The 14,003-nt window shown below is 62.7% G+C and carries 14 protein-coding genes; 4 read left to right on the forward strand and 10 right to left on the reverse strand.

The window, feature by feature from the left end; genetic code table 11:
- The first annotated feature begins 137 nt into the window (after window positions 1-137).
- Entirely contained in the window at window positions 138-1,169 is a 1,032-nt protein-coding gene (gene gmd, locus AC1MEK_RS28500) for a GDP-mannose 4,6-dehydratase (RefSeq protein WP_480399597.1), read from the forward strand.
- Window positions 1,169-2,074, forward strand: coding sequence for a GDP-mannose 4,6-dehydratase (locus AC1MEK_RS28505; RefSeq protein WP_480399598.1), 906 nt, complete (start codon window positions 1,169-1,171; stop codon window positions 2,072-2,074). The genes gmd and AC1MEK_RS28505 overlap by 1 nt, the downstream gene beginning before the upstream one ends.
- A gap of 219 nt (window positions 2,075-2,293) precedes the next feature.
- Here AC1MEK_RS28505 and AC1MEK_RS28510 read toward each other — a convergent pair whose 3' ends face one another.
- From AC1MEK_RS28510 to AC1MEK_RS28535, 6 genes are all read right to left on the reverse strand, one after another.
- Window positions 2,294-2,806 carry a hypothetical protein gene (locus AC1MEK_RS28510; protein ID WP_480399599.1) on the reverse strand — a complete coding sequence of 171 codons (513 nt, stop codon included), beginning with the start codon at window positions 2,804-2,806 and terminating at the stop codon, window positions 2,294-2,296.
- A 60-nt stretch (window positions 2,807-2,866) separates the two neighbouring features.
- Window positions 2,867-4,207 (reverse strand): RNA helicase RhlE1, encoded by a 1,341-nt coding sequence (rhlE1, locus tag AC1MEK_RS28515; protein ID WP_480399600.1) that lies wholly within the window; start codon window positions 4,205-4,207, stop codon window positions 2,867-2,869.
- Between the two features lie 36 nt (window positions 4,208-4,243).
- Window positions 4,244-5,143, reverse strand: a complete 900-nt coding sequence (yedA, locus tag AC1MEK_RS28520) for a drug/metabolite exporter YedA (RefSeq protein WP_480399601.1) — start codon at window positions 5,141-5,143, stop codon at window positions 4,244-4,246.
- Window positions 5,144-5,546: 403 nt separating this feature from the next.
- Entirely contained in the window at window positions 5,547-6,161 is a 615-nt protein-coding gene (locus tag AC1MEK_RS28525; RefSeq protein ID WP_480399602.1) for a 3'-5' exonuclease, read from the reverse strand.
- Between the two features lie 149 nt (window positions 6,162-6,310).
- Window positions 6,311-6,790 (reverse strand): NYN domain-containing protein, encoded by a 480-nt coding sequence (locus AC1MEK_RS28530; protein ID WP_480399603.1) that lies wholly within the window; start codon window positions 6,788-6,790, stop codon window positions 6,311-6,313.
- A 258-nt stretch (window positions 6,791-7,048) separates the two neighbouring features.
- Window positions 7,049-7,852, reverse strand: a complete 804-nt coding sequence (locus tag AC1MEK_RS28535; protein WP_480399604.1) for a DUF2076 domain-containing protein — start codon at window positions 7,850-7,852, stop codon at window positions 7,049-7,051.
- A gap of 206 nt (window positions 7,853-8,058) precedes the next feature.
- On the opposite strand from AC1MEK_RS28535, the gene AC1MEK_RS28540 reads away from it, so the two are divergent.
- Entirely contained in the window at window positions 8,059-8,718 is a 660-nt protein-coding gene (locus AC1MEK_RS28540) for a YciC family protein (protein WP_480399605.1), read from the forward strand.
- 9 nt (window positions 8,719-8,727) lie between these two features.
- Window positions 8,728-9,819, forward strand: a complete 1,092-nt coding sequence (locus tag AC1MEK_RS28545) for an endonuclease/exonuclease/phosphatase family protein (protein ID WP_480399606.1) — start codon at window positions 8,728-8,730, stop codon at window positions 9,817-9,819.
- Window positions 9,820-10,060: 241 nt separating this feature from the next.
- On the opposite strand, the gene AC1MEK_RS28550 is transcribed toward AC1MEK_RS28545, so the two are convergent.
- The 4 genes from AC1MEK_RS28550 to AC1MEK_RS28565 are packed head-to-tail and all read right to left on the reverse strand — an operon-like array spanning window position 10,061 to window position 13,866.
- A complete protein-coding gene (locus AC1MEK_RS28550) occupies window positions 10,061-10,837 on the reverse strand; it encodes an alpha/beta fold hydrolase (protein WP_480399607.1) in 777 nt (258 codons plus the stop codon).
- Window positions 10,838-10,884: 47 nt separating this feature from the next.
- The gene (locus AC1MEK_RS28555; protein ID WP_480399608.1) at window positions 10,885-11,394 is read right to left on the reverse strand and encodes a cytochrome P460 family protein; all 510 of its coding nucleotides are present in this window, start codon (window positions 11,392-11,394) and stop codon (window positions 10,885-10,887) included.
- A gap of 25 nt (window positions 11,395-11,419) precedes the next feature.
- Window positions 11,420-12,481, reverse strand: coding sequence for an alpha/beta fold hydrolase (locus AC1MEK_RS28560; RefSeq protein WP_480399609.1), 1,062 nt, complete (start codon window positions 12,479-12,481; stop codon window positions 11,420-11,422).
- Between the two features lie 56 nt (window positions 12,482-12,537).
- A complete protein-coding gene (locus tag AC1MEK_RS28565; protein ID WP_480399610.1) occupies window positions 12,538-13,866 on the reverse strand; it encodes an epoxide hydrolase family protein in 1,329 nt (442 codons plus the stop codon).
- Window positions 13,867-14,003 lie beyond the last annotated feature (137 nt).

The raw sequence follows: 14,003 nt of genomic DNA on the forward strand, positions 1-14,003 counted from the left end.
ACTCACTGCGTGCCTGCGGCAACCCCCTCAAAGCACGCTAAAGTACACAGGCTTCGGTCGCGGTAATGACTTTCAGCTGTAGTTATTTCAACTGCCCGTGCTGCAACGACACTTGAGAAAACTTCAGAGGCTTCCCCATGAAAGCAATTGTTACCGGCATCACTGGACAGGATGGTGCTTACCTCTCGGCGCTGCTGCTTGCAAAGGGCTACACCGTATACGGCACCTATCGGCGTACCAGCTCAGTGAATTTCTGGCGTATCGAGGAGCTGGGCGTTGCCAATCACCCCAATCTGCACTTGGTCGAGTATGACCTGACCGACCTCGCCGCGACCATTCGTCTGCTGCAGAACACCGAGGCCGGGGAGATCTACAACCTAGCGGCGCAGAGTTTTGTCGGTGTGTCGTTCGACCAACCCATCACCACGGCGCAAATCACCGGCATCGGCGCGGTCAACCTGCTGGAAGCGATTCGCATCGTCGACCCGAAGATCCGCTATTACCAGGCCTCCACGTCCGAGATGTTCGGCAAGGTGCAGGCGGTGCCGCAGGATGAAGACACGCCGTTCTACCCTCGCAGCCCCTATGGCGTGGCCAAGCTGTACGCGCACTGGATGACCATCAACTACCGTGAGTCGTACGGGATCTTTGCCGCCAGCGGGATCCTGTTCAATCACGAGTCGCCCCTGCGCGGGCGCGAATTCGTGACGCGGAAGATCACCGATTCGGTGGTGAAGATCCAGATGGGCCGGCTCGACCGGCTCGAACTCGGCAACCTCGACGCACGCCGAGACTGGGGCTTTGCCAAGGAGTACGTCGAAGGCATGTGGAGCATGTTGCAGATCGACACCCCGGACACCTTCGTGCTGGCCACCAATCGCACCGAAACCGTTCGCGACTTCGTGACCATGGCGTTCAGGGCGGTGGACATCGCCATCGAATGGCGCGGCAAGGGTGAGGCCGAACAGGGTTTTGACGCGGCAACCGGCAAGGCGCTGGTGGGGATCAACCCGAAATTCTACCGCCCCAGCGAAGTCGACCTGCTGATCGGCAACCCTGAAAAAGCCAAGCGCGTGCTGAACTGGGAAGCCCGCACCCCCCTCGAAGAACTCTGCCGCATGATGGTGCAAGCGGACATCCAACGTAACGAAAAGGGTTTCTCATTCTGATGGGCATTGCCGGCAAGCGGGTTCTGATTACTGGCGTTCAGGGGTTCACGGGCCGCTATATGGCTGCCGAGCTGAGCGGGCATGGCGCCGAGGTGGTGGGCATCGGCAGCCAGCCCGGCGATGGGGCCAATTATCATCAGGCCGATCTGCTCGACCGCGCGCGCCTGAACGCTGTCCTGCGCCAGCTGCAACCGGACATCGTCGTGCATCTGGCGGCGGTGGCCTTTGTCGGGCATGGCGGGGCCGATGCGTTTTATCAGGTCAACCTGATGGGCACCCGCCATCTGCTGGAAGCCATCGAACAGAGCGGGAAAACACCCGAGTGCGTGTTGCTCGCCAGCAGCGCCAACGTTTACGGGAATGGCTCGTCGGGGTTGTTGAACGAGGACACGCCGCCCGCGCCAGCCAATGATTACGCGGTGAGCAAGTACTCGATGGAGCTGATGGCGCGGCTGTGGTTCGACCGCCTGCCCATCGTGATCACCCGCCCCTTCAACTACACCGGCGTCGGCCAGGCAGAGAACTTCCTGCTGCCCAAGATCGTCAGCCACTTCCGGCGCAAGGCCGCAACCATCGAGCTGGGCAATCTGGATGTGTGGCGGGATTTCAGTGACGTGCGCGCGCTGGTGGCCGCGTACCGGGGCCTGCTCGACGCGCATCCCGTGGGGCAAGTGGTGAACATCAGTTCGGGCGAGGCGCATTCGTTGCGCGAAGTGCTGGGGTTGTGCGGCGACATTACCGGGCACGATGTGCTGATCCAAGTTAACCCGGCGTTCGTGCGCAAGAACGAGGTCCGCAGTTTGTGTGGCGACAATTCCCGCCTGCGCGCGCTAGTGCCCGGGTGGCAGACGCCATCGCTGCGGGAGACGCTGGAATGGATGTTGACAACGTCGAGCCCGCTTTGACCCATGAAATCGGCCCGAACCGAGAACCTGTAGGAGCGAATTCATTCGCGAATGGCCGGTACATCCGACGCATTTGCATCAACTGAACGATTTTTCGCGAATGAATTCGCTCCTACAGGGGGATTGGGGTCTGGATCAGCAATCGCGTCGGGCACAAAGCCTGTGGGATTGGCGGTTGAATCCGCAATTACGTCGAGCATCAATCCTGTAGGAGCGAATTCATTCGCGAATGGCCGGTACATCCGACGCATTTGCATCAGCTGAACGATTTTTCGCGAATGAATTCGCTCCTACAGGGGGATTGGGGTCTGGATCAGCAATCGCGTCGGGCACAAAGCCGGTGGGATTGGCGGTTGAATCCGCAATTACGTCGAGCATCAATCCTGTAGGAGCGATTTCATTCGCGAATGGCCGGTACATCCGATGCATTTGCATCAGCTGAACGATTTTCGCGAATGAATTCGCTCCTACAGGGGGATTGGGGTCTGGATCAGCAATCGCGTCGGGCACAAAGCCTATGGGATCGGCGGTTGAATCCGCAATCGCGTCGGGCACAAAGCCTGTTGGATCGGCGGTTGAATCCGCAATTACGTCGAGCATCAATCCTGTAGGAGCGAATTCATTCGCGAATGGCCGGTACATCCGATGCATTTTCATCAGCTGAACGATTTTCGCGAATGAATTCGCTCCTACAGAGGGATCGGCGTCTGAATCCGCAATCGCGTCGGGCACATAGCCTATGGGATCGGCGCGCGAATCCTTAATGGTGTCGCGCGCCGTGCCTGGGATCTGTTACGGCTTACGCTTCCTCGGCCCCGTATTGAACGCTGGCACCTTGCGTACAGGCTTGGCCGCTGGCGCCTCGGGCGCGCTGTCGCCGCTGTCGACCCATTTGCCCAGGTTGCGCTTGCCACCGCCGCCACCACTTACCTTGGGTTTCTTCGGCTTCTTCGGCTTCTTGTGGATCTGCCCGCTGGCGTCGGTGACCGGGACGCGGTGTTCCGGGATGAAGTCCGGTTCTTCCTTGCGTTGCAGGGTCTGGCGGGTCAGGACTTCGATGGCGCTGAGCAGTTCGACTTCGTCGGCGCAGACCAGGGAGATGGCTTCGCCGGTCTGCCCGGCGCGGCCGGTGCGGCCGATGCGGTGGACGTAGTCTTCGGCGACGATCGGCAGGTCGAGGTTCACCACGGTGGGCAGATCGTCGATGTCCAGGCCGCGGGCGGCGACGTCGGTGGCGACGAGGATCTGCACTTCATTGCTCTTGAAGCGGTCCAGCGCGCGCTGGCGGGTGGCTTGCGGTTTGTCGCCATGAATGCCGTCGGCGTTGATGCCCAAGCCCTGCAGGCGGTCGACCAGTTGATCGACGCCGACGCGGGTCTTGGCGAACACCAGCACCTGGCCCCAACGCTGCTTTTTCAGCAGGTGGATGAACAGCTCGCTCTTGCGCTTCTTGTCGACGGTGACCACCCATTGTTTGACCGAGGACGCCGCGACGTTGCGCGGGCTGACTTCGATGCTCAGCGGGTTGGTCAGCATTTTGCCGGCCAGCTCGCGAATCGGGTCGGAGAAGGTGGCCGAGAACAGCAACGTCTGGCGGCGTTTGGGCAATGCGGCGTAGATGTCACGCAGTTCCTGGGAGAAGCCCAGGTCGAGCATGCGGTCGGCTTCGTCCAGCACCAGGGTTTGCACCTGGGTGAATTTCACCGCGTTCTGGCGATGCAGGTCGAGCAGGCGACCAGGCGTGGCCACCAGCACGTCGACGCCGCGGCGTAGTTTCATCATTTGCGGGTTGATGCTGACGCCGCCGTAGACCGCGTAGGTGGTCAACGGCAGGTGTTCGGCGTACTGGCGAATCGCTTCATGCACCTGCTCGGCCAGCTCGCGGGTCGGTACCAGCACCAGCGCACGCACCGAGTTGGAGTCGACTTTCGGGCCTTCCATGGTCAGGCGCTGCAGCAGCGGCAGGGCGAAACCTGCGGTCTTGCCGGTGCCGGTCTGGGCGGCGGCCATCAGGTCGCGGCCTTCGAGCACAGGCGCGATGGCCTTGGCCTGAACGGGGGTGGGCGTCTGGTAGCCGAGTGCCTCGAGGGCACGCAGCAGGGGTTCGATCAGGCCGAGGGAGGCGAATGTCATGGTGATTCCGTTGCGCATTTCGTGATGGCGCGCAGTTTACCCTGTCTGGACTGCAGTCTGCTTGCGCCACTGCGGCAAACCGATCAGCACCACCGCGCTGATGATCACGCACATGGCCGCGGCTTCCGCCGGGCCGATGTGCTCATCGGCGAACAGCACGCCCAGCATCACCGCTACCGCCGGGTTGACGTAGGCGTAGCTGGTGGCGGCGGCAGGACGCACGTTTTTCAGCAGGTACATGTAGGAGCTGAACGCGACGATGGAGCCGAACACCACCAGATAGGCCATCACCAGCCAGCCGGAGGTGCCGGGGGATTGGGTCATGCGTTCGCCGCTGACGTAGCTGCCGATCAGCATCATGGCGCCGGCGGTGAGCATTTCGCAGCCGCTGGCCATGGCGCCGGGAGGCAGTGGCAGGTAGCGGCTCCAGATCGAGCCGAATGACCAGGTGGCGGCGGCGAAGATCACCAGCGCGGCGCCCAGAGGGCTGGCTTGCAGGTTGGAGCCGAGATTGAGCAGGCCGATGCCGATCAGCCCCAGTACGATGCCCGCCCACTCCAGGCCCGTGTTGCGATGGCCCCAGAGCAGGCCGAACAGCAAGGTGAACAGCGGCACCACGGCCACCGCCAACGCGGCCACGCCGGATGCCACGCCGTTGTGCTCAGCCAGGGTCACTGCGCCATTACCGCAAGCCAGCAGCAGGAAACCGATCATCGCCGAGGCTTTCCACTGTTGCCAGGTGGGCATCGGCGCACCGCGAAAGCGCATGAAGGCGAACAGGATGGAGCCGGCGATGGTGAAGCGCACGCCGGCCATCATCAAAGGTGGCCAGGTTTCGATACCGATGCGGATGGCGAGGTAGGTCGAGCCCCAGATCACGTAAAGCGCGAAAAAGGCCCCGATGAGCAGCAGGGGGAAGCGGCGGGTGGCAGGCATGGGAGGCTCAATCTTTTATTCGGTGAGTACCCCATCAGGGATTCACCGGAGTGTTTTTTGAATGATCATTCTAGGGAGGCTGTGATTACACGTTCAGTAACAACTGAAGATTTTTCGACCCGTACACTTTTTTGCGGCGCTTCGTACGTAGCAGCACGGCTTGCCGGTGGGGGGATCTTGCGGGCGCTTTCGTGAGCAAGCTCACTCCTACAAGGGGGCGAGGAACACGTTATGTGGTGGCATGGATTGGCGGCAGGGGCGATCTGGCGGGCGCTGTCGCGGGCAAGCGCGCTCCTACAAGGGTCGGCGAAAATACGCCCCGTAGCAGCACGGCTTGCCGGCGGGGCGATCTTGAGGACGTCCCCGCCGGCAAGCCGTGCTGCTACGGGGCCGGGTGATGTTTTCAAATCGTGCGGTGTTTGCTGATGGCTTCGGCCATTTTCTTCGCCGGGACTTTCTGCAATGTGCAGAACAGCTGGTGGGAAACTGCGGCGATCCCGTGGGTATTGCGCAGCTCAAAGCTCAGGTGGGCGGTGAGGTTGGCGGCCATTTCGGCGTCGGCCATGGCCCGGTGCGCCTTGCCGGTGTGCGGCAAGCCGGCCCAGGAGGTCAGCGTGCCGAGCTTGTGGTTCGGCGCGCTCGGCATCAGGCGCCGAGCCAGCAGCATCGAGCAGGCGAAGCTCTGTTCGCGGGTGCGCTTGATGCGCGACAGCTCGTAGTCCCAGAACTTCTGGTCGAAGGAGGCGTTGTGCGCCACCAGCGGGGTGAGGCCGACGAACTCGGCGACTTCGTTCATCACCCGCTCGGCCGGTGGCGCGGTGCGCAGCATGGCGTTACTGATGCCGGTCAGCGATTCGATGAAGGCAGGAATGCGCACGCCGGCGTTCATCAGGCTCTGATAACGCTCGACGATGACGCCCTGCTCCATGATCACCACGGCGATCTCGGTGGCCCGGCAACTGCCGCTCGGGGAAATGCCGGTGGTTTCGAAGTCGATGACGGCGATGCGTTCTTGCATGGAGTAGCCTTTACGATAAGCGATGTAGGAGCGAATTCATTCGCGAATGGATGGTACATCCGACACATGGATGTCGCCTGAAACACCTTCGCGAATAAATTCGCTCCTACAGGGTTTCGGTGAAAACGTCCCACGAGGGTGGGGAGCATTCAGCTTTTGAGCAACAACCCGCCTTCAATTGGCACATAGCGGCTGGCCGCGCGGATCAGCGAATTGGCGGTCAGGCCCGGAACGCCGTAGGCCACCGCCTGCACGCCGTGCTTGCTGATGATGCGTTCGAGCAACAGATCGAAATCGCCATCACCCGAGGCCAGTACCACTTCGTCGACGTTGGGCGCCACGTCCATGATGTCGATGGTGATGCCCACGTCCCAGTCGCCCTTGGCCGAGCCGTCGCTGCGCTGGATGTAGGGCTTGAGTTTGACGGTAAAACCCAGGTTGCGCAGGATTTGCTGGAATTGCTGCTGTTTGCTGTCGCCGCGGTCGATGGCGTAGGCATAGGCCTCGACGATCTGCCCGCGTTTGCTGATGTCCGCCCAGAGCGCGGCATAGTTGAAATGGCAACCATGGGCCTGACGCACCGTGTAATACAGGTTCTGTACGTCGGCAAACACCGCGATTCTTCTCACCGGAACTCCTCGATGCGCTGACAGGCGACAAGGGCCCGACAACCGGACCGGCGCTCAGTATGCCAGTTTGGGGAGGGGATTGAAGGGTTCATAGAGGACCGTGGCGCGGGCTCGAACCTGTAGGAGCGAATTTATTCGCGAAAATGGCCCGGTCGACATAGATGCATCGTCGGACCCGGCCTATCGCGAATGAATTCGCTCCTACAGTTCGATCAGCGTTGTGCCCGAGAGACCGCGAAAGCCTCTGAGGATGAAACGTCAGACGTACGAATCGTCATCATCACCGCCGAAAAAGCCGCCATCGTCGCTGCCGTAGTCGTTATCGGCGAAACCACCGGAATCATTGCCCCAGCCATCGTTGCTGGTCACGCGCTGCTGGTCGTCGCCCCAACCGCCGCCGTTGCCGAAATCCTGGTCGCTGGCGGGCTGCGCAGGCCGCTCTTCGATGATCTCGACGATCTCCTGCGGCTGGCTGTTGTGGTGGAACAGGCTGCTGATGCCTTCTGCCAGCATCACGCCACCGGCCACGCCCGCTGCGGTTTTCAGCGCGCCGCCCAGGAAACCACTGCCGAACGGCGCGGCTGGCGCCTGTTGCTGCGGCTGGGCGTAATTGCCTTGTGGCGGCGGGCTGAAGTTGCCCTGCTGCGGCGGTGGGCTGGCCGGGCCATCACGCCAGCCGCCCGAAGAAGGTGGCGGGCTGGACGGACGCGAGAACGACGCCGCCGGTTGCTGCGGCTGCTGCTGTTCGCGCGAGCCACTGCCAAAGATGCTCGACAGGAAACCGCCGCTTTGCTGCGCCGGGGCCTGGGCCTTGGCGCGCTGCAGTTCGGCCTGCAATTGCTGGATCTGTTCGTCGCGCTGGCGGCTCTGGGCCTCCAGCTGCTTGATCGCAACTTCCTGCACCAGGATCGCCTGCGCCATGTAGTAAGGCGCGGCGGGCTGCCGGGTCAGGTGCTCCTTGATCAGCGCCTCGGCCTGGGCGTCTCGGGGGGCCGAATCGGTTTCCGCTTGCTTGAGTTTGGTAAACAAGCCATCGATCAGGGTTTGCTCTTCGCTGTGCATGGCGACCTCGTTAGATTGCCGTAGGAATTCTGTGGCTGACGCAAGTGTCAGACACAAACAGTAATGGGGCGTTTCAAGGGGCTTTCAATAGGGTGTAGAAAAAGTTAAGAAAACCGCGCTCGCCTTACACAGAGCCCGCCCATCCGATTGGCCCGCGCACCGGCCCTACGTTAAAGTGTCGGCCTGCTTTTGCCTGTGATCCTTTCATGAATCCGCTGACCATCGTTCAAGACTCGCTGTACTTTTTCCGGCGCAATTTCGCCAGCATCCTGTCGCTGTGCCTGCCGCTGGTGATCCTCGAAGCCCTGACCAAACAGGTCCTGGGCAGCTCGGCCCCGGACGGCTCGGCGAGCTGGCAGTTGCTCATCGGCCTGGCGTTCTACCCGCTGTACACCGGCGCGCTGATCCTGTTTCTGGACGCCAAGACCCGTGGCGAGCAGCCCGCCAAGCGCGACCTGCTCGCCGCCACCCTGCGCCTGTGGCCGACCTTCGCCGTGCTCACGGCGCTGAGCACGATGCTGATCATGGCCGGCCTGTCGCTGTTCATCGTTCCCGGGGTGTGGGTGATGATCAAGCTGGTGTTCTCCGAGTACCTGCTGGTGCTGCGCGGCATGGGCCCGCTGGAGGCGATGCGCGAAAGCTTCAAGATGACCCGCGGCCATCTGGTGCGGATTCTGGTCTGCGTGCTGTTCGTCTACATTCCGCTGTCGGTCCTCGAAGGCCTGAGTTTCTATGTGCTGCCTGAACAGCAGAGCCCGATGCTGTCGCTGGCGGTGGACTCCATTTCCAGTTTTCTGCAGCTGTTCATCAGCGTGGTGATGTTTCGTCTGTTCATGTTGATCGACGAGCCCGCCAGGCCGAACTGAGGAGCGTCGATGGGTCGCCTTTCGCGTTACGGGTTGTGTCTGGCGCTGTTGTTCGCGCTGATCGCGGGGCTGATTTACAACGTGACCTGGCACCCGGCCCGCCACGAGCGCATGCCGGTTTCCTGCAACGCCAAGGACGCCGCGCCGCCTGCGCTGGTGCCGGGCCAGGCGCTCAAGGTCATGACCTGGAACATCCAGTACTTGGCCGGCAAGCGCTACGTGTTCTGGTACGACCTGGCCGACGGCAGCGGCCCGGACACCCGCCCGACGATTCAGGACATCGCCTATAACCTCGACGAAGTGGCGCGCATCCTTCGTGACGAACAGCCGGATATCGTGCTGTTGCAGGAGGTGAACGACGGCGCCAAGAACACTGACTACACCAACCAACTGGCGCTGCTGCAGGAGCGGGTCACCGACCTCTATCCGTGCAGCACCGAGGCGTTTTACTGGAAGTCGGATTTTGTCCCCGATCCGCACATCTTCGGCAGTGTCGGCATGAAGCTCGCGACCCTCAGCCGCTTTCGCATGGACAAGGCCGAGCGCCTGCAACTGCCCTCCCCTGATGGCAACCTGATCGGCCGCCAGTTCGAGCCGCGCCGCGCGCTGTTGGTCAGCTACCTGCCTCTGGGTGAGGGCACTCGTTTGGCTGTAGTTAACACTCATTTGGGTGACTTTTCCGAAGGCGATGACACCTTGCAGCGCCAGGTGTCGGCCACCACGCAGTTGCTGGACAGCTTCGAGAAAAGCGGCACGCCCTGGATCGCTGGCGGCGATTTCAACCTGCTGCCTCAGGGCCAGTACCAGCGTTTGCCAGCCGAACAGCGCAAGCAATATGCGCCGGAAAGCCAGCTGCACGCGCTGTGGGAAAAGTACCCGATGATCCCCAGCAACGACGACGCCAATGGCGAGGATCGGCGCAAGTGGTACACCCGCTTTCCCAACGATCCGCGGGTCAGCGGGCCGGACCGGACCCTCGATTACCTGTTCTACAGCCATACCCTCAAACGAGTGAATGCCCAGGTGCGGCAGGCAGACACCTTGCTGATCTCCGACCACCTGCCGGTGATTGGCCGCTTTTTGCTGCCCGCCGCGCGATAGTCCCTTCTTGCTGGCGATAACAATGCTCAGGACGCCGCCACCTGTAGGAGCGAATTCATTCGCGAATGGCCCGAACCGGCGATACATCCCTGTCGCCTGACCGATCTTTCGCGAATGAATTCGCTCCTACAGGGGAATGCGTCGGGCCATGCAACATTGTGGTGACTGACCTGACGCATTCGCCTGCAAGCCGGACTGCTACGGCCAGGATCAGAAGCCTGATCACCCGCCGTCGTAGCCGTCAGTTGCCCGCAGCCGCCTTCTCGATCAACCGCGCCACGGCTTCGGGGTGGGAAACCATGACCACGTGGGAGGCGCCCTTGATCACGTCCGCCTCCTTGGCATTGGCGCGTTTGGCCATGAATGCCATGGCCTGGGGCGGGATGTTCTTGTCCTGGTCGCCGTAGATGTACCAGGAGGCGATGTGCTTCCACGCAGGATTGCCGGCCTTTTCATTCAGGGCGGCTTCGGTGACCGGGCGCTGGGTGGCTGCCATCAGCGCTGCCTGGGGCGCCGGGACGTCGGCGGCGAACTGGTCGTGGAACTTGTCCTGCTGGATGTACAGGTCCTTGCCGCCATCGGCCAGCGGCACCGGCGGGGCGAGGGTCGGGCCCAGGGTGCTGCCGGGGAACTTGCCCGCCAGCCCCGCGACTGTCTCGCCCGCCTCGGGGGCAAAGGCGCTGACGTAGACCAGCGCCTTGACGTTGGGCCGGTCGTTGGCTGCTTCGCTGATCACGTTGCCGCCGTAGGAGTGGCCGACCAGCACCACCGGATGCGCGATGCTGGCGATCAGGTTCGAGATCGCCGTGCCGTCGCTTTTCACGCCCCGCAGCGGGTTGGCAGCGGCCACCACCGGGTAGCCATCCTTTTCCAGAATCTGCACCACGCCGTTCCAGCTCGACGCATCGGCAAAGGCGCCGTGCACCAGCACGACCGTGGGTTTCTCAGCTTGCGCGGACGCATTGGCGCCCGCCAGCAGGCTGGCCGCCAAGGTCAGTGCGACAAAAAGCTTGTTCATTGCTAACTCCTGAGAACAGGGCCTTGAAGTGGCCTTGATGAGTGCCGTTATGGCGCGAATCGGGTGAACACGTAATCGTGGTTCTGCACGCGGGCCTGGTGGCAGGCGAAGCAAGTCTGGTGCTGCGCCTCATCCACCGGCTTGCCACCGATGAAACGGCCGAATCCCCAGCCGCCGGTCGCGGCGTACTTCTTCGAGTCCTTGACCATCACCTGCACGGTGGTGGCCGCGCCGGGAATCGACGCAGGCTCGAATTCGGTCGACTGAACGTGCTTCCACGCCAGCTTGACCAGCACCGTGCCATCAGGGAATGGCAATGTGCCGTTCTCGTAGGCCTTGATTGCCACGTCATTGCCGACCACTGTGCGCAATTCGTCCAGAGGAGGCGCTTCCTGGGCAGGCGCGATCAGCTCCCACTTGCGGTAGCCGTCGGGCAGCTTGACGCCGTAAATCGGTGACGCCAGGCCATCACCGGAATCGCCGAGGGCGATCCCGGTGGCCAGCAGCGCAACCGCACCGGCAATGACGCCAACGGCCGTCAAATGCTTGAATTTCATCGGTGCATGACTCCCGTGGGCAGCCTTAAAGATGATCGGCATCGACAATCGCCTGGGCGAAGGCCTGCGGCGCTTCCTGTGGCAGGTTGTGGCCGATGCCGCCGGAGATCAGCCGGTACTCGTACTTGCCGGTGAAGCGCTTGGCGTAGGCCTCGGCGGGCGGGTGCGGGGCGCCGTTGGCGTCGCCTTCCATGGTGATGGTCGGCACGCTGATGCTCGGGAACGCCGCGAGTTTTTTCTCGAGGGCGTCGTACCGCGCCTCGCCCTTCTCCAACCCCAGGCGCCAGCGATAGTTGTAGATCGAGACCGCGACGTGGTCGGGGTTCTGCAAGGCGGCAGCACTGCGATCATAGGTCGCGTCGTCGAACTCCCATTTGGGCGAGGCGAGTTTCCAGATCAGCTTGGCGAAGTCGTGGGTGTTCTTTTCATAGCCCAGACGCCCGCGCTCGGTAGCGAAGTAGAACTGGTACCACCACTGCAGCTCGGCGGCCGGCGGCAGCGGCGCCTTGCCCGCTTCCTGGCTGCCGATCAGGTAGCCGCTGACCGCCACCAGCGCCTTGACCCGCTCCGGCCACAACGCGGCAACGATATCGGCGGTGCGCGCGCCCCAGTCGTAGCCGCCGATCACGGCCTGTTTGATTTTCAGGGCGTCCATGAAATCGATCAGGTCCACCGCCAGCGCGGCGGGCTGGCCGTTGCGCAGGGTCTTGGCTGAAAGAAAACGGGTGTCGCCGTAACCGCGCTCGTACGGGATCAGCACGCGATAGCCTTTGGCGGCGAGGGCCGGCGCCACGTCCACGTAGCTGTGGATATCGTAGGGCCAGCCGTGCATCAGGATCACCGGCGGGCCATCTGCCGGGCCGACTTCGGCGTAGGCCACGTCCAGCAGCCCGGCCTTCACATGCTTGAGCGGGCCAAACGAAGTGTTGCTGCCTGCGGTGATCGGGCCGATCGTGGTTGCCGCCACTTCAGCGGCATTGGCCTGCGACCCGGCTGCGCCGAACAGCACGGCAGCGGCCAGGATCGAGGAAGCCAGCAGGCGCCGACGCTGTGGCTCGGCGCTCTGATTCGCGGTGTTCAGTTGCATGATGTACCTCCAGTACGAGCCGCCTGCAGACGGCTCAGATCGTGATCACGGATCGGTTATTGGCCCGTCTTGCCGGCGTCGCTTTTGGCGTTGGCGCGCAGAGGCCGGAACGCCTTGCGCAGCTCTTCGCTGAACAGTTGCGGCTGCTCCCACGCGGCGAAGTGGCCGCCCTTGTTCACTTCGTTGAAGTAGGAAAGCGAAGGATAGGCGCGCTGTGCCCAACTTTTCGGCGCGCGGTAGATTTCGTGAGGGAATACCGTGATGGCCACCGGCACCTTGATCGTGTCGGTCTTCTGCGCGGCGGCGCTGAAGTTATTGTTGTTGTTTTCCCAGTAGAACCGGGAGGAGGACGCGCCCGTGTTGGTCAGCCAGTAGAGGCTGATGTCGTCGAGCATTTCATCGCGGCTGAGCACGCGCTCGGGCACGCCGTCGCTGTCGCTCCAGGCGGCGAATTTCTCGTACATGAACGCGGCGCTGCCGGCCGGCGAGTCGGCCAGCAGATAGCCGATGGTCTGCGGCCGGGTGACCATCATCGCGCCGTAGGCGGCATTGCGGCCGAAGAAGGTTTTCAGCGCGTCATAGGCGCGCAGTTCCGAATCGCCCAGGCCGGTAGGCGCCGACTCGCCACTGTTGATGCCCTTGGTCAGCTCCGGCGGCACAGTGGCCGGCATGTTCAGGTGGATGCCCAGCAAACCGGGTGGCGCCAGGCGCCCCAACGCATCGGAAATCACCGAGCCATGATCGCCGCCCTGAGACACGTAATGGGTATAACCCAGCCGCTTCATCAGCACATCCCAGGCCTTGGCCACGCGATCCGGGCCCCAGCCCAGCTCAGTCGGCTTGCCGGAAAAGCCGTGGCCGGGAATCGACGGAATCACCACGTCGAACGAGTCCTCCACGCGGCCGCCATAGGCTACAGGGTCGGTCAGCGGGCCGATGGTCTTGAGGAATTCGAACTGCGAACCCGGCCAACCGTGGGTCAGGATCAGCGGCATGGCGTGGGGGTTGCGCGAGCGCACGTGGATGAACTGGATGTCGACGCCGTCGATGGTGGTGATGAACTCCGGCAGCGCATTGAGCTTCGCCTCGGCCTTGCGCCAGTCGTAGCCGGTGCCCCAGTACTTCACCAGCGCCTGAACCTGCGCCAGTTGCACGCCCTGGGAGGTGTCGTTGACCGTTTCCTTGTCCGGCCAGCGGGTGTTGGCGATGCGCTGTTTCAGATCGGCCAGCTTCGCTTCGTCGACATGAATCGTGTAAGGGCGAATCGCGTCGCTGGCCGGATCGGCTGCATAGGCGCCGGGCAAGCCCGCGGCGAACAACGCAAGGCCCAGCGCAGCGCCAGCCAGGCGACGAGGACGAGTGGTGAGGGGTGTTGCGGCATGCATGATCGATCTCCCTGCCAATGTGGCGAATCAGATGCGATCGATGACACCACTGCCGCCATGCCCTGGGCGATTACACCAAGGTGTCGGTGCATACCTATGTATGAGCCCCGCCCGGCTAACGGCGCCTATCAACAAAT

The organism is Pseudomonas sp. 2, assembly GCF_056627435.1.

Excerpts from the sequence above, each read along its gene's own strand:
- gmd (WP_480399597.1), top strand. The coding sequence starts at position 138 with ATGAAAGCAATTGTTACCGGCATCACTGGACAGGATGGTGCTTACCTC.
- yedA (WP_480399601.1), bottom strand. The coding sequence starts at position 5,143 with ATGCCTGCCACCCGCCGCTTCCCCCTGCTGCTCATCGGGGCCTTTTTC.
- AC1MEK_RS28555 (WP_480399608.1), bottom strand. The coding sequence starts at position 11,394 with ATGAAATTCAAGCATTTGACGGCCGTTGGCGTCATTGCCGGTGCGGTT.
- rhlE1 (WP_480399600.1), bottom strand. The coding sequence starts at position 4,207 with ATGACATTCGCCTCCCTCGGCCTGATCGAACCCCTGCTGCGTGCCCTC.
- AC1MEK_RS28525 (WP_480399602.1), bottom strand. The coding sequence starts at position 6,161 with ATGCAAGAACGCATCGCCGTCATCGACTTCGAAACCACCGGCATTTCC.
- AC1MEK_RS28565 (WP_480399610.1), bottom strand. The coding sequence starts at position 13,866 with ATGCATGCCGCAACACCCCTCACCACTCGTCCTCGTCGCCTGGCTGGC.
- AC1MEK_RS28535 (WP_480399604.1), bottom strand. The coding sequence starts at position 7,852 with ATGCACAGCGAAGAGCAAACCCTGATCGATGGCTTGTTTACCAAACTC.
- AC1MEK_RS28550 (WP_480399607.1), bottom strand. The coding sequence starts at position 10,837 with ATGAACAAGCTTTTTGTCGCACTGACCTTGGCGGCCAGCCTGCTGGCG.
- AC1MEK_RS28545 (WP_480399606.1), top strand. The coding sequence starts at position 8,728 with ATGGGTCGCCTTTCGCGTTACGGGTTGTGTCTGGCGCTGTTGTTCGCG.
- AC1MEK_RS28505 (WP_480399598.1), top strand. The coding sequence starts at position 1,169 with ATGGGCATTGCCGGCAAGCGGGTTCTGATTACTGGCGTTCAGGGGTTC.
- AC1MEK_RS28560 (WP_480399609.1), bottom strand. The coding sequence starts at position 12,481 with ATGCAACTGAACACCGCGAATCAGAGCGCCGAGCCACAGCGTCGGCGC.
- AC1MEK_RS28540 (WP_480399605.1), top strand. The coding sequence starts at position 8,059 with ATGAATCCGCTGACCATCGTTCAAGACTCGCTGTACTTTTTCCGGCGC.